21 protein-coding genes and 1 riboswitch are annotated in these 22078 nt (G+C 55.5%); of the genes, 17 read left to right on the top strand and 4 right to left on the bottom strand.

Features of this window, described 5'->3' with window-relative positions; all coding sequences use genetic code 11:
- Positions 1–59: 59 nt before the first annotated feature.
- The 6 genes from aroD (at position 60) to RTN40_RS06455 (ending at position 6214) form a co-directional block, all read left to right on the top strand.
- The gene (gene aroD, locus RTN40_RS06480; protein ID WP_312227756.1) at positions 60–806 is read left to right on the top strand and encodes a type I 3-dehydroquinate dehydratase; all 747 of its coding nucleotides are present in this window, start codon (positions 60–62) and stop codon (positions 804–806) included.
- Between the two features lie 375 nt (positions 807–1181).
- The gene (locus RTN40_RS06475) at positions 1182–2108 is read left to right on the top strand and encodes a cysteine synthase family protein (RefSeq protein WP_312227755.1); all 927 of its coding nucleotides are present in this window, start codon (positions 1182–1184) and stop codon (positions 2106–2108) included.
- Between the two features lie 33 nt (positions 2109–2141).
- Positions 2142–3209, top strand: a complete 1068-nt coding sequence (locus RTN40_RS06470) for an ATP-grasp domain-containing protein (protein WP_312227754.1) — start codon at positions 2142–2144, stop codon at positions 3207–3209.
- Positions 3206–3745, top strand: a complete 540-nt coding sequence (locus RTN40_RS06465) for a C39 family peptidase (RefSeq protein WP_312227753.1) — start codon at positions 3206–3208, stop codon at positions 3743–3745. Before RTN40_RS06470 ends, RTN40_RS06465 begins: the two co-directional genes overlap by 4 nt.
- 1 nt (position 3746) lies before the next feature.
- The gene (locus tag RTN40_RS06460) at positions 3747–5009 is read left to right on the top strand and encodes an ATP-grasp domain-containing protein (protein ID WP_312227752.1); all 1263 of its coding nucleotides are present in this window, start codon (positions 3747–3749) and stop codon (positions 5007–5009) included.
- Positions 5006–6214 carry an MFS transporter gene (locus tag RTN40_RS06455; protein WP_312227751.1) on the top strand — a complete coding sequence of 403 codons (1209 nt, stop codon included), beginning with the start codon at positions 5006–5008 and terminating at the stop codon, positions 6212–6214. Before RTN40_RS06460 ends, RTN40_RS06455 begins: the two co-directional genes overlap by 4 nt.
- 22 nt (positions 6215–6236) lie before the next feature.
- Here RTN40_RS06455 and gap read toward each other — a convergent pair whose 3' ends face one another.
- Both gap and RTN40_RS06445 read right to left on the bottom strand, forming a co-directional pair.
- A complete protein-coding gene (gene gap, locus RTN40_RS06450; RefSeq protein ID WP_312227750.1) occupies positions 6237–7247 on the bottom strand; it encodes a type I glyceraldehyde-3-phosphate dehydrogenase in 1011 nt (336 codons plus the stop codon).
- A 91-nt stretch (positions 7248–7338) separates the two neighbouring features.
- Positions 7339–8319, bottom strand: a complete 981-nt coding sequence (locus RTN40_RS06445) for a helix-turn-helix domain-containing protein (protein WP_312227749.1) — start codon at positions 8317–8319, stop codon at positions 7339–7341.
- Positions 8320–8716: 397 nt separating this feature from the next.
- On the opposite strand from RTN40_RS06445, the gene pgaA reads away from it, so the two are divergent.
- From pgaA to RTN40_RS06420, 5 genes are all read left to right on the top strand, one after another.
- The gene (gene pgaA / locus RTN40_RS06440) at positions 8717–11179 is read left to right on the top strand and encodes a poly-beta-1,6 N-acetyl-D-glucosamine export porin PgaA (protein WP_312227748.1); all 2463 of its coding nucleotides are present in this window, start codon (positions 8717–8719) and stop codon (positions 11177–11179) included.
- A 9-nt stretch (positions 11180–11188) separates the two neighbouring features.
- Complete coding sequence (gene pgaB / locus RTN40_RS06435) at positions 11189–13204, top strand: poly-beta-1,6-N-acetyl-D-glucosamine N-deacetylase PgaB (protein ID WP_312227747.1); 2016 nt, start codon at positions 11189–11191, stop codon at positions 13202–13204.
- Complete coding sequence (gene pgaC / locus RTN40_RS06430) at positions 13201–14535, top strand: poly-beta-1,6-N-acetyl-D-glucosamine synthase (protein WP_312227746.1); 1335 nt, start codon at positions 13201–13203, stop codon at positions 14533–14535. Before pgaB ends, pgaC begins: the two co-directional genes overlap by 4 nt.
- Entirely contained in the window at positions 14532–14966 is a 435-nt protein-coding gene (gene pgaD / locus RTN40_RS06425; RefSeq protein WP_312227745.1) for a poly-beta-1,6-N-acetyl-D-glucosamine biosynthesis protein PgaD, read from the top strand. Before pgaC ends, pgaD begins: the two co-directional genes overlap by 4 nt.
- 108 nt (positions 14967–15074) lie before the next feature.
- Complete coding sequence (locus RTN40_RS06420; protein ID WP_312227744.1) at positions 15075–16034, top strand: sensor domain-containing diguanylate cyclase; 960 nt, start codon at positions 15075–15077, stop codon at positions 16032–16034.
- 48 nt (positions 16035–16082) lie between these two features.
- Here RTN40_RS06420 and RTN40_RS06415 read toward each other — a convergent pair whose 3' ends face one another.
- Together RTN40_RS06415 and RTN40_RS06410 are read right to left on the bottom strand one after the other, a co-directional pair.
- Positions 16083–16310, bottom strand: a complete 228-nt coding sequence (locus RTN40_RS06415) for a YgdI/YgdR family lipoprotein (protein ID WP_312227743.1) — start codon at positions 16308–16310, stop codon at positions 16083–16085.
- A gap of 114 nt (positions 16311–16424) precedes the next feature.
- On the bottom strand, positions 16425–17360 hold the full coding sequence (locus RTN40_RS06410) for a LysR family transcriptional regulator (RefSeq protein WP_312227742.1): 936 nt from the start codon (positions 17358–17360) through the stop codon (positions 16425–16427).
- A 100-nt stretch (positions 17361–17460) separates the two neighbouring features.
- Between RTN40_RS06410 and RTN40_RS06405 the strand changes: the two genes are divergently transcribed.
- From RTN40_RS06405 to RTN40_RS06380, 6 genes are all read left to right on the top strand, one after another.
- Complete coding sequence (locus tag RTN40_RS06405; RefSeq protein WP_154058404.1) at positions 17461–17895, top strand: DMT family transporter; 435 nt, start codon at positions 17461–17463, stop codon at positions 17893–17895.
- 6 nt (positions 17896–17901) lie between these two features.
- The gene (locus tag RTN40_RS06400) at positions 17902–18357 is read left to right on the top strand and encodes a DMT family transporter (protein WP_312227741.1); all 456 of its coding nucleotides are present in this window, start codon (positions 17902–17904) and stop codon (positions 18355–18357) included.
- 160 nt (positions 18358–18517) lie between these two features.
- Positions 18518–18616, top strand: a riboswitch (guanidine-I (ykkC/yxkD leader).
- 58 nt (positions 18617–18674) lie between these two features.
- Entirely contained in the window at positions 18675–19733 is a 1059-nt protein-coding gene (locus tag RTN40_RS06395; RefSeq protein WP_312227740.1) for a putative urea ABC transporter substrate-binding protein, read from the top strand.
- A gap of 18 nt (positions 19734–19751) precedes the next feature.
- Complete coding sequence (locus tag RTN40_RS06390; protein ID WP_312213654.1) at positions 19752–20567, top strand: ABC transporter permease subunit; 816 nt, start codon at positions 19752–19754, stop codon at positions 20565–20567.
- Entirely contained in the window at positions 20564–21340 is a 777-nt protein-coding gene (locus tag RTN40_RS06385; RefSeq protein ID WP_312227739.1) for an ABC transporter ATP-binding protein, read from the top strand. Before RTN40_RS06390 ends, RTN40_RS06385 begins: the two co-directional genes overlap by 4 nt.
- 4 nt (positions 21341–21344) lie before the next feature.
- Positions 21345–22073 carry an urea amidolyase associated protein UAAP1 gene (locus RTN40_RS06380; RefSeq protein WP_312227738.1) on the top strand — a complete coding sequence of 243 codons (729 nt, stop codon included), beginning with the start codon at positions 21345–21347 and terminating at the stop codon, positions 22071–22073.
- The last annotated feature ends 5 nt before the right edge of the window (positions 22074–22078 follow it).

Raw genomic sequence — 22078 nt, 5'->3', positions numbered from 1 at the left:
CTGTCTGCTCAGGGAGCGTAAATGCGGAGCAGTCAGTTCGCGCTTTACAGGTAGGTAAGTTGACCATTGGACAGGGCCAGCCGGCGATTATCGTCTCGACTTCGGGTGAAGATGAAGCGAAAGTCTTGCAGGAGGCAGAGCAGGTTGCCCGGACACCCGAGGCCGATATGCTTGAACTGCGTGTGGATAAGCTGGCGTTCGCCACCGATGCAGCGAAGGTCACGGCGCTTGGTCAGGCCGTGCGCAAGGTGCTTAACGGCAAGCCGCTGCTGCTGACGTTTCGCACCAGGCCTGAAGGGGGCGAGAAAGCGCCTGATGATGCACGTTACATCGAACTTTATCAGCAGTGGCTGGCGGCCGGATTTGCCGATCTAATCGATATCGAGATGCGCATCGGTGAAACGGCGGTACGCAAGCTAATTGACCAGGCGCATCGGCATCGCGTAGCGGCCATTGTGTCGTATCACGATTTTAACGGCACCCCGACCAACGAAGCGATGCTGCAACGCCTGGCGCAGCAGGCGCAGTACGGCGCGGATGTGCTTAAGCTAGCGGTGATGCCAAAAACGCCCGAAGATGTTAACCGCCTGACCAGCATAACCTGGCAGATGCGTCAGCGCAGCGATCGGCCGATGCTGACGATGGCGATGGGCGGGCAGGGGACGGTAACACGACTGTCCGGTGAAATTTATGGCAGCAACCTGACCTTTGGCAGCATGGGCAGCGCCTCCGCGCCGGGACAGATAGACGTAAAGGTGCTGCATCAGACAATGGCGGCGCTGCATAAGGCAAATAAGGGCAGTTAAATTAGTGGGCTGGGTTATCTTTTTTGTTCAGGTAGCCCAGTCGGCAATGTAAAATAAAAGGACGAAATGTTAACTTAATGAAAAAAGCCGCATAAGAGTCGCTTGTTTGCCAGCGTGAAGAGCTAATTTAAGTTCAATTTTTAGCTTTTGCTGCTCATTTTTTCATGAATTTTATAGTATTGGGCCAGAATTATGGGTTGCCTGAAAAGGCGATCTTTATAACCTCTTGAAAATTATTTATTTATTTTTTAAGTTGGGTAATGAAATGGTTAATTACTCTGTTTGACTGTTCGTGTAATAAGGCATAATTTTGTCACGCCAGCGGACGCTGGTGAATTACATTATTTGTGGGTTAATTTGATGGAATAGATACCTATGATATGTGATATAACGGACTCTATTGGCAATACGCCGCTTGTTGAAATTCTCAAACAAAAATACGCTGGTACGCACCTCTATATTAAACTAGAATCCTTTAATCCCGGCGGTTCAATAAAAGATCGCGTTGCGCTACGCATGATTAATCAGTGCGAGTTATATAATAAAATTAAACCCGGAATGGAGCTGGTTGAAGCTACCTCTGGAAATACCGGCGTAGGCGTTGCCTGGATTGGCAAACATAAGGGCTATAAAGTCACTATCGTGACTCACGATAAAATTAGTAAAGAGAAATTGGCCCTGCTTAAGCATCTGGATGCAAACGTCATTATCACAACCTCTTCTGCACCCGCCGGCTCCTCTACACACTACATTGAGATGGCAAAAGTGTACGCCGCTGCGCAAGGGCGATACTACCTGAATCAATTCTCATCTCCCTATAATAGCGAAGCACACTACTTCTCGACCGCGCCTGAAATTTATCAGCAGATGCAGGGAAACCTGGATGCCATCATCTGCGGAATAGGCTCTGGCGGTACCGCAATGGGTCTGGCACGCTACTTTCGTGAACACGCTCCCCGCGTTAAAGTTATTGCTATCGATCCCGCAGGCTCTATTTATCATCCGCATAAGTACTCTGAAACGCATCAGCGAGCGCCGTGGCGAATAGAGGGGGTCGGATCGGATTTTATTCCTGATATTTATAATAAAGATTATATCGATGAGATCTATCAGGTCACCGATGGTGAAGCGATAGAAGCCTGCCATCAGCTCTACGTTAGCGACGGCGTTGATATTGGTCTCTCCAGCGGCGCAATCATGGCGGTCGCAGAGAAAGTCGCACGGATGGGATATTACGAAAATATTGTCTGTATCTCTCCCGACTCTGGAGAGCGTTACATCTCTAAGCTCTCCGCCATGTAGTCAACACTGCCGTCTATTTACGAGACTAATATTATGACCGTTGCTATTTATAAGGCAGACAGCGAGCTGTACGCTAATGTTGCTGCTGAAAAACAGGCGCTTGCCAAAGTAAAAGATAAACTCGCTACGCAATTTATTGTTTTAGTTGAAGGCGATCACTCAGAAGAGAATCGTGTTTATACTCATAACGCCGCCGACGAAATAAGAGGCATTCTGGCAATTGACCGGGCGCTGAATGCGCTTAACTTTAACTACAAACGCGTCGCCAGTACGGATGCGAAAATTAAAGACTATCTGGCAGTAGCCGATTACGTTTTTATCTATGCCCAGGGTGAGTATGGTGAAGATGGGCGCATTCAAGGATGGCTGGATTATTTGGGCGTTGACTACCCGGGACCAGGCGTTGCCGCCAGTGCAATCTGCTGCGACAAACTCTACTTTAAACACGTGATGAAAAGCGCTGGGGTAAGCACCGCAGCCTATTATGAACTTGGTGAAGACGAAACGCTGGATAGTCTCCTTACCAAAGCCAGCCTGCTGCAATATCCGGTGATGATGAAGGAGCGTCAGGGCGGAAGCAGCCTCGGCATTACCTTGATTAATAATGACAGTGAATTAACCCGCTGGCTGACAGTGGGGTGTCCGAAAGGCGTCTCCTCTTATTTTATGGAGAAGTATATTGCTGGCGCCTTTGCCACCGTGGGCATCATTCAGTTATCAACCGGCTACTATGTTCTGCCCGTATTAACCGCCAGGACGGAGGCTCAGTTTTATGACGCCGATCTTAAGCTCGGAAAAAGCAAAAACGCGATCCACTATTCCCTCGGCGGTAATTTTTCTCCAGAGCAGCAGCGGCAACTGAAAGAGACGGCATGGCAGGCTTTTGCCCATACCGGATGTGAAGGCATTTCCCGGGTCGATATGATGATTCAGGGGGAAGAGATCTTTGTGCTGGAGATTAATACCGTACCGGGGATCTCACACGGCGGTAATTTTACGCAGATGTTCACCTCGTTTGGCTTCAGCTATGACGAAATGATCCTGGCCATCATGAATACGGCTTTTCTTAAACATGCCGCACAGACGGGTAAGACAGCGTGAAAAGACCGCCCTACGTCTGCCAATACTGGACGGCAGACCTGCCTGAAAATACCGCTCTGCCTGAGCACCTTGCAGAGATCATGCGTTTCTGGTCGGTGCGCTCCTGTGGCCTAGCCTGCGCCAGTTCGGCACTGGCGCTGTTGGCAGGTCAGGTGGTTTCTGTCCAGAGCTTATTTAATCGCTGCGTCAGCACAGGCGGCTACTCGGAAAAGGGCTGGCGACATGAACAGCTCGCCCAAACCCTTTCAGCTTATGGGCTAGACGCCAGCGCCAGGGCATTAACCGTTGATGAGGTTATCGACATACTTCGTGGTGGACAGCTGGTTATCGCCTCGGTAACCCATCAGTTTCCCTGTGACGGCCGCCGGGGCGGGCATCTGGTTCTGCTGTACAGCGTCAGAAACCTGTTCGGGACACATTTCATCTGCTTTATGGATCCTACCCGCTGGGGTGAGAGACACCATGCCGTGCCCGTTGCGCGCTTCTCCAGTAGCTTTTCCATGAAAGGCATCGTTATATCTGACAAGGTAAATTAGTATGGCCCACTTCCTTTTTATTAACGCCAACCTCACCGGGTTAAAAGCAATCAAAGAGATCCTCGCCTTGGGGCATGACATCTCCTATATCGAGTCCTCTTCATTTATCTGCTATGCCGATACGCCAGAAAACAAATTTATTAAAAATTCGCTCACCGATATCTACTACTTTGAGGATACCGATAACGCTGAAAAACTGCTGACGCTGGCGACAGAGATTAATGCCAGGAAAACCATTGATGGCATAATTTGCATTGCTGAAAACTCGATGGAGTCTGCCGCCGCCGTTGCAGAAGCGCTGGCGCTGCCCTTTCCCTCCTGGCTGTCGGTATTGAAAAGCAGAAATAAAGATGACACTCGGGAGTGTCTCAATCAGCACGGTATAAAAAATGCAAAATTCCGCTATGTAAAATCCCTCAACGATCTTCTCTGGGCAGCAAAAGAGATTGGCTATCCGCTGGTCATCAAGCCAAAAACCTCGCTTAACAGTTTCGGCACGGCCATTGTTCGTGATGCCAACGGGCTTAATCACGCCTGGGAAAAAATTATGGCTGCGGTTGCCAGAGAGCCGCTAAAAATGCAGCAGCAGTTTCTGCGCGGTTTTATGGTGGAGGAGTATCTGGTCGGCACCATGGTTTCGGTGGAGGTTTTCCATGACGGTACTCAGGCCAACGTATTTATGATCTCTGGACGCGGGCGCTCAAGTCAGAATGAGCTGGTGGAATACAGAATTGATATGCCTGCCCGATTAACAGAGAATGAACAGCGGCACTGTAGCGAGTATACGATTTCGGTACTCTCCGCGCTGGGGTTGCGACACGGTATTTTTCATATTGAGGTCATTCTTACCGCATCCGGTCCGGTGCTGGTTGAGGTAAACCCGCGAATTATGGGCAGCTATATGCCCCTGCTGTTTAATAACGTCACGGGCAACAATATCTTTAGCTGGCTAGTGGATATTCATTCAGGCACGGCTCTGGACCAAAGCACGATATTAAAAACCGATAAGGTTGGTAGCGCAATCCGTTTTGACGTTGCAAAAGCGGGTGCATACTCTCCACCCGCATTCAAAAAGCTGGTTCAGTCCTGTTTCTCTCCTGTTTATGCCGAACTGCCAGGAGAGCAGGGGATTGTTAATGTGGAGCCGGGAGAGACGATCGGCAGAATTCAGGTTATTTATCCCGATCACGCTGCGTTAGAAAACGATCTCACTGTCTTCTTCTCACGCGTCGAGCAGCAGCTGGGTCTGGAGTTACTGCATTGATTAACGAAAGCGCGTTACGTTCTCCGCACCTGGGTCGGGCAAATATCGTTATGCTGGTTGCGGGATCGTTTCTTGCTACCGTTGGGAGAGGTGCGACTCTCCCATTCTTGCCGCTGTTCTTACACAACCAGCTGGGCATGAGCATTATTGATACCGGGACAGTATTAACACTATCGATGGTGGCCGGTATTCTGTTGAGTATCCCGTCGGGAAAACTTGCAAACCATTTTAGCCATAAGAAGCTACTTACCCTCTCGCTGCTGGTGTTCGCTCTGGCCTTTATTATTCTTGGCTCCGTCTATTCGGTGGTAGTGTTTGTTATCAGCTTTACGCTAATTAACTGCGCTTATGCCCTCTATTCGACCATTATCAAGTGCTTTATTTCCGACAATTTTCATGAGGGAGAGAAGACAAAGGTATTTTCGCTGAACTATACCTTTATCAATATTGGCTGGATGGCGGGGCCAGCCATAGGCGCAGCCCTGTCCAGCAGCGGTGTTTTTATCCCCTTTGCACTATCAGCCCTGACGGGGCTGTTGGCTATTGTTCTCACTGCACGCCTTAAGGTGAGGGCAACGGCGTCAGATCAGAATAGCAGAGCGGGTAACGGCCATCCCGGTGATAAAAAACGCTTTAGGCTGTTGCTGGTATTTACCGCTGCCATCTTTCTTGGATCCTTTGTATTCGATCGTTTCGCCAGCTGTATCTCGCAAATCTTGATGGTGGATAGCGATGCCGGAACGATTAGCCGCATTATTTCACTGCTTATTATAACCAATGCGTTAACGGTGGTGCTGTTTCAGTATGCAATCGGGCGCTGGCTGGAGAGGGTTACCGACAGGCAAGGTTTTTTACTGGGCACACTGGGTCTGATCGTCGGGCTGTTTCTGTTTAGCCAGGCGGACAGATCTCTCCCGCTCTGGATCGCAGGCATGTTTACCTTCTCGTTCGGGGAGATTATCTTCATGCCGTTACAGTACCGGGTGATCGACCGCATTGCGCCGCCTCAGGAGAGGGCGCTCTACTTCTCATTCCAGAATTTGGGCAGCCTTGGGGGAGCCATCAACCCGGTAATCACCGGTGTGCTGCTTACGCTTCTTCCTCGTGGAGATGTTTTTGCCGTGCTTATCGCGGCCAGCCTCGTCTGCTGTGTCGTCTTCCAGCTTGGGCTGCTGGTGGCTCGCAGGCAAAGCGACCCTGGCTAAAACCAGGGCCGCGTGGAGAGCGCTACAGGCCGCGCTGCGCCATCAGCTTCGCAAGATCAACCAGACGGTTGGAGAAGCCCCACTCATTGTCATACCAGGCGAGGATCTTGACCAGCTTACCGCCGATAACCAGCGTAGAGAGGCCGTCGATAATTGAGGATCGCGGGTCGCCCTGGTAGTCGCTGGAGACCAGCGGCTCGTCGCTGTAGCCAAGGATGCCCTGCAACGGACCCTCGGCGGCGGCCTGACGGAAGGCGTCATTGACTTCATCGACGGTCACATCGCGCTTGAGGGTCACGGTCAGGTCAACTATCGAGACCACCGGCACCGGCACACGCAGCGAGTAGCCAGTCAGGCGACCCTCGAGTTCTGGGATCACACGTCCCAGCGCTTTCGCTGCCCCGCTGGAGTAGGGAACAATCGACAGGGCCGCGGCACGCGCACCACGCAGATCTTTCTCCGGCTGATCGTGCAGCGCCTGGCTGTTAGTGTAGGCATGGGTGGTATTCATCAGGCCATGCTCAATGCCAAAATGCTGATGCAACACCTGGGCGGCGGGGGCCAGCCCGTTGGTGGTACAGCTGCCGTTGCTCACCACAAAATGCTTCTGTGGATCGTAGCTGTTGTGGTTCACCCCCAACACGATAGTGAGATCGTCGTTTTTGCCAGGGGCAGAGATGATCACCCGCTTAGCGCCGCCGCTGGTGATATGCACCGCCGCCTTTTCGCGATCGGTAAAGAAGCCGGTAGCTTCAATAACAATCTCGACGCCAACGCTGGCCCAGGGAATATTCGCCGGATCGCGCTCGGAAAAGACCCTTACGGCTTTACCGTCAACCTTCAGTTCACCTTCCGCCGCCTCGACCGGCACGGAGAGCGTGCCCAGCAATGAGTCATGCTTTAACAGATGCGCCAGGGTTTTGCTGTCCGTCAGATCGTTAATTGCCACGATCTCAATTTCTGCATTACCTAACGCGGCACGTAACACGTTGCGACCGATCCTGCCGAAGCCATTAATACCGACCTTAACCATGATGTACTCCTGTTATGCTGTAACTGGAATCAGAACCTGGAATCAGAGTAGGCCGCGTCCGTTATGGCGTAAATGACAAAAAAGGATCACTTTACGCCATCTTACGGCTGTGGAAGCGCTGGCGATACTCACCTGGGGTGAGTTTGAGCTGCTTTTCAAAAATCCTGCGCAAATTAATACTGCTGCCAAAACCGGTTGCCGCCGCCACGCGATCCAGCGTGTCGAGGGTTTGTTCGAGACGGTCTCTGGCTGCGGCCAGCCGCGCCTCTGCCACATAGCGGGCAGGGGTCGTTCCCGTTTCACGGGTAAAGACGCGGGTAAAGTTGCGGGGACTCATCGCCGCCCGATCCGCCAGCGTTTCTACCGACAGATCGGCGGTCAGGTTAGCATGGATCCAGCGCTGCACCTCGCCAATCGGGCCGGGGCTGTCGGCATCAAGCAGCTGAAAACGGCTGAACTGCATCTGCCCGCCGGGGCGGCGCAGGTACATCACCAGGTCCTGGGCAACGTCGCGAGCCAGCGTAAAGCCATAGTCCTCTTCCACCAGCGCCAGCGTGAGGTCGAAGCCAGAGCTGACCCCGGCAGAGGTCCAGATGTGGCCATCCTGAATATAGAGCGGCCCGCCTTCGACCCTTACCAGCGGATAGCGGGACTGCATCTCCTCCAGCCGCCGCCAGTGGGTCGTCGCCCGGCGACCATCCAGCAGGCCCGCCTGGGCTAGCAGCAGCGCGCCGCCGCAGATAGAGACCACCCGTCGCGCATGGGGCGCGGCCAGCCGTAGCCAATCTATTACTGCGCTGTTCTCCTGCTCATTCATACCCTTGCCGGTGACCATAATGGTATCCCGCGGCTCGGCATAATCGAGATCCACCAGCCTGAAATCCGCCAGCAGATTTAAGCCCGACTGGCCATGAATAACCTGGTGGGGCTGGGTCGTAGCGATGTCTATCCGGTAGCGGGCAGTGGAAAACTCTTCCAGATGCAGGCGGTTAGCGTGCATCAGAATATCGGCAATACCAGCGGCTTCAAATAACATTCCGCCATCAGGAACAATAATAAGAAACGTTTTCATGTCCTGAAAAGTACCCTTTTTATAAAATAAGTCAACTTTTACCTGCACGGATAAAAGTGCCGCATTTCAACTGTTTTTCACTGCTGTGCAGAGTTAAATCCCAAAAGTATTAGAAAAAGCGATGTTAAAATGTTTTTTTTAACGTGACCTGTTTAACAGTGATGGTAAAAAAAATATTCCGCTGCTAACGTTTGCACACATGAAAATCTTATTTTTAAAACGTGCCTTAATATACTCTGGAACCCATTGAAATACGAAGAAAGTATTAAATTAAATTAATTTTGTGTGAAACCTAATAAATTACCGTGATGTGCGGGGATGCCCCTCGCTTATTGCAGCAGCATATTAATGATAATGCTTATTTATTCCGGCATAAGGAAATAAGGACAGCACAGCTATGTTCAGCATTCACCGACGTAACAATTTAGTAAAACGCTTTCGTTCCGGAACGTGCTTATTTACTGCAAGCATTATTCTGCCGACGCTGGCGTACGGAGCCTCTCCTGAATACGATGCCCTGATTGTACAGGCGCGTGATGGGGAGCGAGCGCCGCTGCTGAATTACTTAAAAGCTCAGGAACAGCAGACGCCGCTCACGCCCGATCAGGTGGCTGACTGGCTGCAGGTTACCGCCTGGGCAGATGACAATGCCGAGACGATTCGTATCTGGCAGCGTTACCAGGACCGCCTTCAGGTTCCGCCACGTGGGAAAATTGCCGTTGCCCGTGCGTTGCGTAACCAGAAAAACTGGAATGCATCATTAGCCGTCTGGGAGAACGTCCTTAAGGAAGATCCAAAGAATGCTGATGCGCGCACCGGCTGGATCATGACCCTGGCCGATGCCCGCCGTAACGAGCAGGCAATTACCGAAGCCAACAAATGGGCGGCGGAAGAGCCGGGGGCCGAGCGTGATGCGCTGGTGGCCTATGTCTATCATTCCCAGGGTAAGAACTGGGATGCGCTGCTGGCGACCAGCCGGGCTGAGGCCCTGGATCCGCAGAACAAAAGTGCCCGGGACACCAAGCTGGCGGTGCTCTCTGCCAACCGCATCGCCGGTCCAGCGCTGGATCTGACGCCGCCGTCAGCGGCTTCCGGCCCGCTTGAACGACGCCTTGAGCTGGACGCGGTCGCGCAGACCGTACGTTCGGCATTTACCCCTACCCGCAACGAAGAGGAGCGTTTCCTCGTCGCGGATAAAGCCATCGCCCGCTACGACGCCCTGCTCGCCGCCTGGAAGGACGATCCTTCGGCGCAGGCCGACGTGCGCCGCGCTCGTATTGACCGTCTGGGGGCGCTGGTTATTCGCAAGCGTACCAAGGAGACCGTTAGGGAGTATGAGTCCCTCTCCGCCGACGGCCAGCCGATCCCGAACTATGCCAAACGCTGGGTGGCCTCGGCTTACCTTGCAGAAAAAAATCCTGAAAAAGCCGAAGAGATGCTGATGGCGATCTACTATCCCAACGGCCCAATCCCGGCGACGCCGCTTACCGAGGATGATCAGCAGGACCTCTTCTACGCCCATATCGACAGCGGCAATTACCCGGCGGCGAAACGTCAGGTTGACGATCTGATCAAACAAAGCCCCTACCTGACCCGGGTTTTAGGTTCCCCTGTACCGCAGCCGAACGATAGCTGGCTGCTGGGCCAGACCCTGCTGACCCAGTATGAGATCGAGACTAATAACCTGCCGGAGGCACAGAAACGCGCCGAGTGGCTGGCACGTACCGGCTCCGGTAACCAGGCGCTGCGCGTCACCTACGCCTCGGTGCTGCTCGCCCGTGGCCTGCCGCGCCAGGCCGAGCGCGAGCTTAAGCTGGCGGAGGTGATCGAGCCGAGCAACCTGGAGCTGGAGAAACAGCAGGCCTGGAACGCCCTTGAGTTACAGGAGTGGCGGCAGGCAGACGAGCTGACCAACGACGTGATAAAGCGCAGCCCGGATGATGAATCCTCCCTGCGTCTCGCCCGCGCCCGTGACGTACACAAGAAGACCGAGCTGCGGATCAACGGCTCGCAGGGGATCTCCTCTGACAGCCCGGTGAGCGGCCAGCACGACTTCACCCTCAACTCGGCACTTTACAGCCCGCCGATCGGCGACAACTGGCGGCTCTTCACGGCCTATAACTTCGCCAGCGGCGAATTTGAAGAGGGCAAGGGGATCAACCGCGATCTTGGCGTCGGTGCCGAATGGACGGCGCGTGACTACTGGGCCGAAATGGAGGTATCGACGCGTAACTACGGTGACGGGCAGAAGACGGGCGGACGCCTGTCGGCCTGGCATGACTTCAATGATAACTGGCGTCTGGGCGGCAACGTGGAGCGGCTGTCGCGCAATACGCCGCTGCGCGCCCTGCGCAACAACGTCTACGCCAACGGTGGCGATCTTTTCCTGCGCTGGCACCAGACCGAGCGTCGTGAGTACCAGCTGACCTTCGCCGCCTCACACTTCTCTGATGATAACGATCGCATTGAATACGGTTTGAGCGGCAAAGAGCGGCTGTGGACCACTCCGCGCTTTACCCTCGACTTCACGCCGGGCATTAGCGGCAGCACCAACACCAAGGAGGATGTCTACTACTACAACCCGAAACGCGATCTCTCTGTCGTACCGGCGCTGACTGCCGAGCACGTGATGTATCAGCACTACGACACGGTATGGAAACAGGAGATTGCCGCTGGGACCGGTGCCTACTGGCAAAAAGGCCACAGCGTCGGAGCAATAAACCAATTTGGGTATGGACAACGGGTTCAGTGGAACAACGTCGTGGACGGCGGATTGATGCTGACCTGGGATAAACGTCCCTATGACGGTAAGCGTGAGCGGAATATCTCCCTCGCATTTGATTTGAATGTCAGGTTCTGAGGACAGGTCATGTTTAATAAATGGCTGCGAGCCGCAACACTCATCGCCGGATGGATGCTCATCACCGCCTGTAGCAGTGCTGAGAAGCCGGAATATCTTCCACCTTCTGCCAGACCGCCGCTGAACGCGGATCAGGAGTGGCCAAAAAACAGTTTCCTGGTACTGGGCTATCACGATGTTGAGGATGGCGCTGCGGACCAGCGCTATCTCTCCGTTCGGACCAGTGCACTAAACGATCAGATTGCCTGGCTGCGGGACAATGGTTATCAACCCGTTTCCGCACAGCAGGTGCTGGACGCCCACGACGGCAAAATTACCCTGCCACAGAAAGCGGTCATGCTGACCTTTGACGATGGCTACAGCAGCTTCTATACCCGCGTCTGGCCGATCCTCAAAGCCTACAACTGGCCTGCGGTATGGGCCCCGGTTGGCAGCTGGGTTGATGCCCCAGCCAACCAGCCCATCGACTTCGGCGGCTTAAAAACGGCGCGTGACAAGTTCGCCACCTGGCAGATGGTGAAGGAGATGGGCGAGTCGCCGCTGGTAGAGGTGGGGGCGCACACATGGGCCTCGCACTACGGCATTCAGGCGAACCCGCAGGGCAGCAAGGAGCCGGCGATTGCCAACCGGGCCTATATCAAGGCCACCGGCAAGTATGAAACCGACGAGGAGTATGAGGCACGCATCAACAAGGATCTCGACCTGGTGACCAATAAAATCACCGAGGTGACCGGCAAAGCGCCTCGTGCCTGGGTCTGGCCCTACGGGGCGGCCAACGGGACGTCGTTGAAGCTGATCCATCAGCACGGCTACCGGATGGCTTTTACCCTCAACGAGGGGCTGGCCAACGCCGCTAACCTGGAGGATATCCCGCGCATCCTGATCACCAACAACCCGTCGCTGAAAACCTTTGCCAGCCAGGTTGCCCAGGTGCGTGAGAAGCAGAACATGCGCGTGATGCATATCGATCTGGACTATGTCTATGACAAGGATCCGGCCCAGCAGCGGCGCAACATCGACATGCTGATCCAGCGCGTCTACGACATGAAGATCTCCCACGTCTTCCTGCAGGCGTATGCCGATCCCAAGGGCGACGGCAACATTCACGAGCTCTACTTCCCGAACCGCTGGCTGCCGATGCGTTCCGATCTGTTCAACTTTATCTCCTGGCAGCTGCAGAGCCGCGGTGGGGTGAAAGTGTACGCCTGGATGCCGGTGCTGGCATTCCAGATGGACGATTCGCTACCGCTTGTCACGGCATGGAACCCGGAAACCAAGCGCAGCGCCGTGGAGCGCAAGCAGTACGTGCGTCTCTCACCGTGGAATCCAGAGGCCCGCAGGCGTATCACTGAAATCTACGAAGATCTGGCTAAAGGGGCTGCCTTCAACGGCGTGCTGTTCCACGATGACGCCTTCCTGAGCGATTTCGAGGACGCCTCACCGGATGCGCTGCGCGCCTACAAGGCGGCGGGCTTCCCGGGCAGCATCGAGGAGATCCGCAGTAATCCGGAGACCTTTGAACGCTGGACGCGCTTCAAGAGCAAGGCGCTGATCGACTTTACCCGCGATCTCACCGCGTCGGTTCGCGCCATTCGTGGGCCACAGGTGAAAACCGCCCGCAACATCTATGCGCCGCCCATCATGGAGCCGGAGAGCGAAGCCTGGTTTGCGCAGAACCTCGACGACTTCCTGACTACCTACGACTGGACGGCACCGATGGCGATGCCGTGGATGGAAGGGGTACCGGAGGGCGAGGACAAGGCCTGGCTGGACAGAATGGTGAAAATTGTCGGCCAACGCCCTGGTGCGCTGGAGAAGACCGTCTTCGAACTGCAGGCGCAGGACTGGCGTGCTGACGCGAAAGAGAAAGATATCAGTGGCAAACAAATGACCGAGTGGATGCGCCAGCTCAAGCTGAGCGGTGCGGACAGCTACGGCTACTACCCTGACGATTTCCTTAACGATCAACCCGAGATGTCTGAGATCCGCTCTGCCTTCTCATCATACTGGTATCCACAAAAATGACCGATCGCATTGTAGCGTTTCTCATACTGTGCCTGATGTTCAGCTTCCCGCTGGGGGTGGCCGCTATTTTCACCGGCGACATGATCCTGAACTTCGTCTTCTTCTGGCCGCTGTTTATGTCAGCGTTATGGATGAGCGGCGGGCTCTACTTCTGGTTCCACCGGGAGCGTCACTGGCCCTGGGGGCCAAACACGCCGCCGCCGGAGCTGGAGGGGAATCCGCTGATCTCTATCCTGATCCCTTGCTATAACGAGGGGCTGAACGCACGGGAGACCATCGAGGCGGCGCTGGCGCAGCGTTATGAAAATATTGAAGTTATCGCCATCAACGACGGTTCAAAAGATAACACCGGCGAGGTACTGGATCAGCTGGCCATTGAGTATCCGCGCCTGCGGGTGATCCATCTGGCGGAGAACCAGGGCAAGGCGGTGGCGTTGCAGACCGGTGCGGCCTCGGCGCGCAGTGACTTCCTGGTCTGTATTGATGGCGATGCGCTGCTGGATCGCGACGCCGCGGCCTACCTGGTGGCACCGCTGCTGCAGTATCCTCGCGTTGGCGCGGTAACCGGCAACCCACGCATCCGCACCCGCTCCACGCTGGTGGGGCGCGTGCAGGTTGGCGAATTCTCCTCGATCATCGGCCTGATCAAGCGTACCCAGCGCGTCTACGGCCAGGTATTCACCGTCTCCGGCGTGATTGCCGCCTTCCGCCGCCGCGCGCTGTCGGAGGTGGGCTACTGGAGCCCGGATATGATCACGGAAGATATTGATATCAGCTGGAAATTGCAGCTGCGTCACTGGACAGTTTTCTACGAGCCGCGCGCGCTCTGCTGGATCCTGATGCCAGAGACGATGAAAGGGTTATGGAAACAGCGTCTGCGCTGGGCCCAGGGCGGGGCAGAAGTGTTTATTGTTAATATGCGCCGCCTCTGGGCCTGGGAGTATCGCCGCATGTGGCCGCTATTCCTGGAGTTTTGCCTCTCAACCGCCTGGGCGTTTGCCTACGCGGTAACGATCCTGCTGTTCCTCGTTGGGCTGGTTATCCCCATGCCCAGTTCTCTCCATGTACAACACCTGTTCCCACCGGCTTTCACCGGGCTGATGCTCGGCGTGGTTTGTCTGCTGCAATTTTTGGTTAGTCTGCTTATTGAACGGCGTTATGAAAAAGGTATCGGCGCGTCGCTCTTCTGGATCATCTGGTTCCCGGTGGTTTATTGGATGTTGAGTTTGTTCACAACGCTGGTTGCCTTCCCCAAAGTGATGCTGATGCGTAAACGCAGCAGAGCGCGCTGGGTAAGTCCTGACCGTGGTATAGGAAGAAATGACCAATGAAACAACCGCTGATTTTTACCGAACTCCGTATTATGCCGCGTATTTTTGACGTGGCTCTGACCCTGATTGCCTGGCTTGGGTTCTCATACCTGGTCTATGCAGGGCTGATGACGGCGCTGGCCAACGCACCCTTTATTGGCTTTGGCCCGCTGTTCTCCACCGTGAACACGGTGACGTTTTACCTGATGGTGGCGCTGATCAACGCTGCGGTGCTGATTGGCTGGGCCAAATATAACCAGATCCGTTTCCGCGTGGAGCGCCGTAAGCGCCGTCCGGGGCTGGGGCGCGACGAACTGGCGGCCAGCTTCCGCATTGCGCCAGCGCTGGTGCAGGATTTGAGCAACGGCCGCGTGCTGACCGTGTTTCATTACGATACCGGTGCCATCAGCCGCGCGGAGGTGGATAAAGGCCTTATCGCCAGCGTTGCCTAAAGCCGTTCAGCGCCTTGCCCAGAACGCGGGAGAGCGACCTGGGCAAGGTACTTACCCTACCAAAATCGTACTTCTCGGTTATATTGTTAAAAACCAGAGAGGGCGTTTATGAAATTTCCCGGTGTACCTGTGAATGAAAGAGAGCGCTTAAAATCGCTCTATATGATGGATCTGCTTGATAAAAAAGATGATGAGCGGCTGCTCCGCCTGACGCGGCTGGCAAAGGCGACCTTTAACGTACCCATTGCGCTCATTACGCTGCTGGACCGGGATCGGCAGTGGATGATCTCCTGCGATGGCTTGAACATGCGGCAATCCTCACGCAACGTCTCCTTCTGCGCCCACGCCATCTTGTTGCAAGGTATTATGATCGTTAAGGACACACTAAAAGACGATCGCTTTGAAAATAACCCTCTGGTACTCGACGAGCCATATGTGCGTTTCTATGCAGGTTGCCCGGTGCGCCTGCCTGATGGCTCGATAGCCGGGACCATCTGTCTGATTGATAATAAGCCGCGGGATTTCACCTCTGATGAGATTAATCTGCTGCTTGATTTAGGGGCAATTGTCGAAGATGAACTGGTAATCATCGGCATGGCGATGACCGATAAGCTAACCGAGTTGCCTAACCGGCGCGGTTTTTTCCAGATTGGTGATAAACGCTTTGCCCAGCTGACCCGGGACGCTACGCCTTTTACGCTGCTCTATTTTGTGGTGGAAGATCTGCAATCGCTTAATGACATTTGGGGACATGCCGAAGGAGATAACGCCCTGCGAGCCTTTGCCAAATGCCTTAATAGCTGTATGAAAAGTGGCGATGTCTGTGGACGCGTGGAGAGCAGCGCCTTTGCCGTGCTGCTGGCGCATAATGGCGAGCATGACGCCGATGCATTCTTATTTAACCTGCAAAGTAAAATAGATGACTGGTTTGTTAACGTGGGTAAAAAATACCCGCTTAATTATGCTTACGGAATGCTCGAAAATAGTACGGGTAAATATGCAGATCTCGTTGAGATGCTAAAAGATGCCGACACGGTGATGTATTCCGAGAAGCGTAAAGGCCGTTAATCAGGGGCAGCCGCAGGCAATAAAGAAGCCCCCGCAGGGGCTTCTTTATTAATGAGGTACTTCAGAGACCTTCTGAACTTCGGACTGGTTTATCTGCTGCTTAACGCCGTTGGCATCTTTGTAGCCTAACAGGCCTGCATCAGTCTGCTCCGGTTTGCCATCGGTGATAATAGTACGGCCATCGGTAGTATGAATAGCATAGCTGGTACGTGTACAACCAGACAGGGCCGCTGCACCAAGTAAAATTGCAACAGGTAACATAATCGCTTTTTTCATTAGACTCTCCTGATTGTCGGTTGAATATTAAAGACCTCATCAAAATGTGATTAAAATCGAAGCCTTGAAATAAGTGTAGAAGATTTTTTTAACTCTACAACTTTCGTATTAACCTCAGGTGACCTGCCAATAAAGGGGGGTGCCATAAACCTCGACAAAATAATCAATCACTGCTCTCACCGTTAAAGGCGGATGGCGGGTGTTAGGGTAAATCAGGGCAATATGCTGCGGCCCAGCGTTTATTGTTGGATGATAGCCAGACAATAGCTCAACTAATGCCCCCTGACGCAGGCTATTGCCCATCATCCAGTCCGGGAATAAGACGATCCCCATGCCGTCCAGCGCGGCAGTAAACAGCGTCTCAGCATTATTTGAACTCAGGTGGGCGGCCACCGGGTAATGTACCCACTCGCTGCCCTGCGCTTTAAATAACCAGCGGTTTGGGCCAGAGGAGCCGCTATAGACCAGACAGCGATGCTGATTAAGCTCTGCCGGCGTCTGCGGCGTACCGTATTTTGCAACGTAGTCCGGCGAGGCGGCCAGATAATAGCGCTGGGTCCCTAAAATACGCGCATGGAAAGAGGAGTCGGTTAAGGTGCCAATACGAAAAATCAGATCGGCGGCGTCGCGATGGGGATCGATATAGTCGTCGGTTTGGTTCAGCTCAATTTGCAGCTGCGGGTAGCGCTCCACCAGGCCGCTGAGCCAGGGGGCGATATGGTGGTGGCCAAAAAATACCGGGGCGTTGATGCGTACCAGTCCGGCGGGCACGGCGGCACGGTTCTGCAGCTCCGTCTGCGCGCTGTGCATGTTTTCCAGCATGGCGCGGGCGTGCACCATAAATAGATGCCCCGCTTCGGTAGGAAGTACCGCCCGGGTATTGCGGTAGAAGAGCTGCTGCCCCAGCGTGTTCTCCAGCTGGATGACGGTGCGGGAGATCATCGAGGCGGAGACCCCCTCCCGGCGGGCCACCGCTGAAAAACTCTGTCTATCATAGACAGCAACAAAAAAGCGCAGCGCGCGCAGGGTAATCGAGCCTGTATCGTTCATTGATGCAAAACCTGCAAAGGTGTTTACTGCATTATAGCGTTTTTTAATATGTCAGGTTGCTATAGGCTGCTGCGCTTCTGTTCTTAAGGGATACGTAGTCATGCAATTTTTACTGATATTACTGGTGATCGTCGGCGGCATGGGACTGTCGGTAGAGGCGGGCATTCTCGGCCCGCTGGGGGGCGAGGTAGGACACCTGTGGGCCACCTTCAGCATCTTTGGCGTTGGGGCCGCGCTCACCTTCCTGCTGATGCTCTTCTTCAGCCCGCGCAACAGCCCCTCCTTTTTCAGCCAGCCCGGCTGGCAGCTGCTCGGCGGCGTGCTGGGTCCGGCTTACGTGGTGATCCTGACCCTGGCCGCGCCGATTGTCGGGGTAGCGATGTGCATGATCGGCATTCTCGCCGGGCAGGTGTTTAAGAGCCTGGTCATCGATCACTTTGGACTCTTTGGTACCGGGCGCAGACAAATTGATGCAAAGCGCCTGTGGGCACTGGTTTTCATCATCGCCGCGCTGGCGCTGGTAGCAAAAGGATAACGAACAATGATTCTACTGATGATTATTCTCTCCGTAGTGGGCGGGGCGCTGCTGAGCGTGCAGGCGGCGATCAATGGCCAGCTGGGCAGCAAGGTGGGCGTGTTTCGCAGCGCGTTTCTGACCTTCTCCGTCGGGGCGCTGATTACCGCCCTGCTGATCTTCTTCTTTGAGACAAAGCATGCGGTCACTCTGCTGGAGGTGCCGAAGTGGCAGCTGCTGGGTGCGCTGCTGGGCGTGCCCTATATCGTGATTATGGTGCTGGCGGTGCAGCGTATCGGCACGGCGGTGGCGACCGTTGCGGTGATCTTCGGCCAGCTGGCAATAAGCATGCTGATCGATAACTTTGGCTGGCTGCATAACGAGGCAATTCCTTTCTCCGCTACTCGCCTGGGGGCAGTAGTCTGCCTCGGAATTGCCCTCTGGTTCATCTACTCCGGCAGCAAAAGCCGCGCGGCAGAGTAGAGCGTTGCACCATTAACTCGCACTGCCCGCTTTTGGGGCGCACTTTTCGCCTGCTGCGCTCGCAGCAGGCACCGTTTGCGGGCGTTAACACCTATTTAACCCCTGGCATAGCTTTTGCAACCTTCTATTCAGAAGGCAGCGCAACACAACTTATCTGTAAAAAATAGCTGGCTAGGGTTCCGGTTCATCGCTGATGAATGCTGGTCCGAGAGCTGGCGACCTCTCTGAGGTTACACGGCGGGACAAAAGCCCGGGAGACAGCAGCACCAGAGGGTGTCGCGCTGCTCCCCATTTTTGTGCCAACCCGAGGTCAGATAATGAAAAAACGTTCCTTTCTCCGCACGCTTGCTCTGTCGCTGGCTCTGCTCACCAGCGTTCCCTCATTCGCGGCGGCTAAAAAAGAGTTCAACGTCTGCTGGACCATCTACGCGGGCTGGATGCCGTGGGGCACCATCAGCAGCGAGAAGATCATCGACAAGTGGGCGGATAAGTACGGCATTAAAATCAACGTTGTTCAGCTCAATGACTATATCGAATCCATCAATCAGTACACCGCAGGCCAGTTCGACGGCTGCACCATGACCAACATGGATGCGTTGACCATTCCAGCCGCGGGCGGCGTCGATACCACGGCGCTGATCCTCGGCAGCTACTCCGAAGGCAACGATGGCGTGGTGCTTAAGGGCGAAGGCAAAAAGCTCGCCGACCTGAAAGGGATGAAAATCTACCTGCCGGAGCTGTCTGTCTCCCACTATCTGCTGGTGCGCGGCCTGGAAAAAGCGGGGCTGCAGGAGCGTGACGTGACGGTAGTCAACACCTCCGATGCCGACATCGTCTCCGCGTTTGCCACCGATGACGTCCAGGCGGCGGTAGCGTGGAACCCGCAGCTCTCCACCATCAAGGCGACGCCGAAAACCACCGAGGTCTTTAGCTCTACCGCCGTGCCGGGGGAGCTGATCGACATGATGGTGGTTAATACCGAAACGCTGAAGGATAACCCGGCGCTGGGCAAGGCGTTGACCGGAGCGTGGTACGAGATGATGAGCATGATGAAAGCCCAGGATGCGAAGGTGCTCAATTCAATGGCGGCAGCCTCCGGCACCGATCTGGCCGGTTATCAGGCGCAGCTGAAAACCACCCATCTCTTCTATACCCCGGCGGATAACCTTGCTTTTGCTACCTCGGGCGATCTGCCGAAAACCATGCAGCGCGTGGCGCAGTTCTCCTTTGATAAGGGGCTGCTGGGTGACGGCGCGCAGAGCGCGGACTTCATCGGCATGGCCTTCCCCGGCAACGTGACCCAGGGCGATGCGGGTAACGTCAAGCTGCGCTTTGACGACAGCTTCGTGAAGCTGGCCGCCGACGGCAAACTTTAAGACTAACGGAGCCTGTGCATGCGACAAATTAACCGCCACCCACAGCCTGGTATGCGCCTTATGCTGGTGCTGCTGCCGTTTGTCCTGTTGCTGGCGGCCTACTTTCTTGGCTCTGCGGTGCGCCTTGAGGCTAACCCGCACGACAAGCTGCTGCCGGGCCTTGACGGTATGCTGGCCGCTATCGACCGGATGGCCTTTACGCCGGACAGGCGCAGCGGCGACTACCTCTTCTGGCTGGACACCCTGGTGAGCCTGGCGCGTCTGCTCACCGGGCTGGTTATCGCCTCGCTGATCGGGCTGTGCATCGGCATCACCGCTGGCGTCTTCCCGATGTGGCGTGCATCGCTGTCGCCGCTGATGACTGTGCTGTCGATGATCCCACCTTTGGCGATCCTGCCGGTGCTGTTCATCGTCTTCGGCCTCGACGAGCTGTCCAAGATCATGCTGATCGTTATCGGCATCACGCCGATGCTGGCCCGCGATCTCGAGCACCGGGCGCGGGAGATCCCACCGGAGATCCTGATCAAGGCCCAGACCCTGGGTGCCAGCAGCTGGACCCTGGTGCTGCGGGTGGTGTTGCCCCAGCTGCTCTCGCGCCTGCTCACCTCTCTGCGGTTGCTGCTCGGATCCGCATGGCTGTTCTTGATCTCCGCCGAGGCGATCTCCTCCACTGCCGGGCTGGGCTACCGCATCTTTCTGGTCCGCCGCTATATGGCGATGGACGTTATCATTCCGTACGTCGTCTGGATCACTCTGCTGGCCTGGCTGATGGATCTGGCGCTGCGGGCGTTGCACAGAACCTGTTTTCCCTGGGCGGAAGGAGGGAAGGCATGAGCTTTATCGATATCAACAATATCTGGCAAGAGTATGGCAACCACGTCGTGCTGGAGCGGGTCAACCTGCAAATCCAGCAGGGAGAGTTTTGCTCGATGGTGGGCGCGTCCGGCTGCGGCAAATCGACCTTTCTACGCCTGCTGCTGGGCCAGGAGCAGCCCACCCGGGGCAGCATCACTCTCGACGGCCAGCCGTTGGCAGCGGAGCCGGATCGCAGCCGTGGCGTTGTGTTTCAGCGCTACTCGGTATTTCCACACCTTAACGTGCTGGATAATGTCGCCATCGGCCTCGAATTGCCCGCAAGTCCGCTGCTCGGTCGCCTGTTCGGCAGCCGTAAAAAAGCGGCCCGCGAGCAGGCAGCGCAGATGCTGGAAAAGGTCGGCCTCGGCCACGCCCTGACGAAATATCCGGCCCAGCTCTCGGGCGGGATGCAGCAGCGTTTAGCCATCGCTCAGGCCTTCATCATGCAGCCGCGGGTGCTGCTGCTGGATGAGCCGTTTGGCGCGCTCGATCCGGGCATCCGCAAGGATATGCACGCTCTGCTGCTCCAGCTGTGGAGCGAAACCCGGATGACCGTCTTTATGGTCACCCACGATCTCTCCGAGGGGTTTAACCTCGGCACGCGCCTGCTGGTGTTCGACAAGGTGCGCATTGACCCCCATGAACCGAACGCTTACGGGGCGCGGATCACCTACGACATCCCGCTGAACGAGGCGCGTATGGCGGAGGTCATGACCCCGCCGCCCGCTAACGTCATTTCTTTAAGGAGCTAATTCGATGACGCACTCTCTGCATACCTCCACCGCCATTCGCGAGGAGACCGTCCCCGGCGGCGGCCATACCTCTTTTATTCTCAAGCGCGGCCAGATCCTGCGCCTGACCGACAGCGAGGGCGGGGCGAACGTCAGCATGATGATGCTCAACGCCCACGAGAAGAGCGAGCGCCTGAACCTGCCGGATACCCTCAAAGGCCAGCATACCGCCAGGCTTACCGCCGGACACTGCTTCTACTCCGACATGGGGCGCGTGCTGGCGGGCATCGTGGCGGATACCTGCGGCTGGCACGATCCCTTTGGCGGGGTGCTGAACGCCGAGGAGACCGCCGAGAAGTATGGCCAGGGTCGCTATCAGGAGCTGCGCAACGGCTTCTACCGCAACGGCATGGATAACCTGCTGGTGGAGATGGGCAAATGGGACCTCAATCTTGAGGACCTGCTGATGGTGGTGAACTTCTTCAGCAAGGTCAGCGTTGACGAGCAGGGCGCTTTCACCTTCCACAGCGGCTTTTCAACGCCGGGCAGCTATGTCGAGCTGTATGCCCCGATGGATACCCTGATGGTCCTGACCGCGCTGCCACACCCGATGGATCCGCAGCCCGAGTACGCTCCGCGTCCGGTGGCGCTGAGCTGGTTCGAGGCCACCGATCATGAGGCCGCCGTTAACGCCCTGCTGACTCGTCCTGAAAACGGCCGTGCATTTACTAACACCCAGCTGTTTGCCCTGTAAGGAGC

The organism is Pseudescherichia sp. (assembly GCF_031987975.1).
Taxonomy (GTDB): Bacteria; Pseudomonadota; Gammaproteobacteria; order Enterobacterales; family Enterobacteriaceae; genus Pseudescherichia.
Note: the sequence above shows the minus strand (reverse complement) of the source record. Positions and strands in the feature narration are given on the sequence as shown.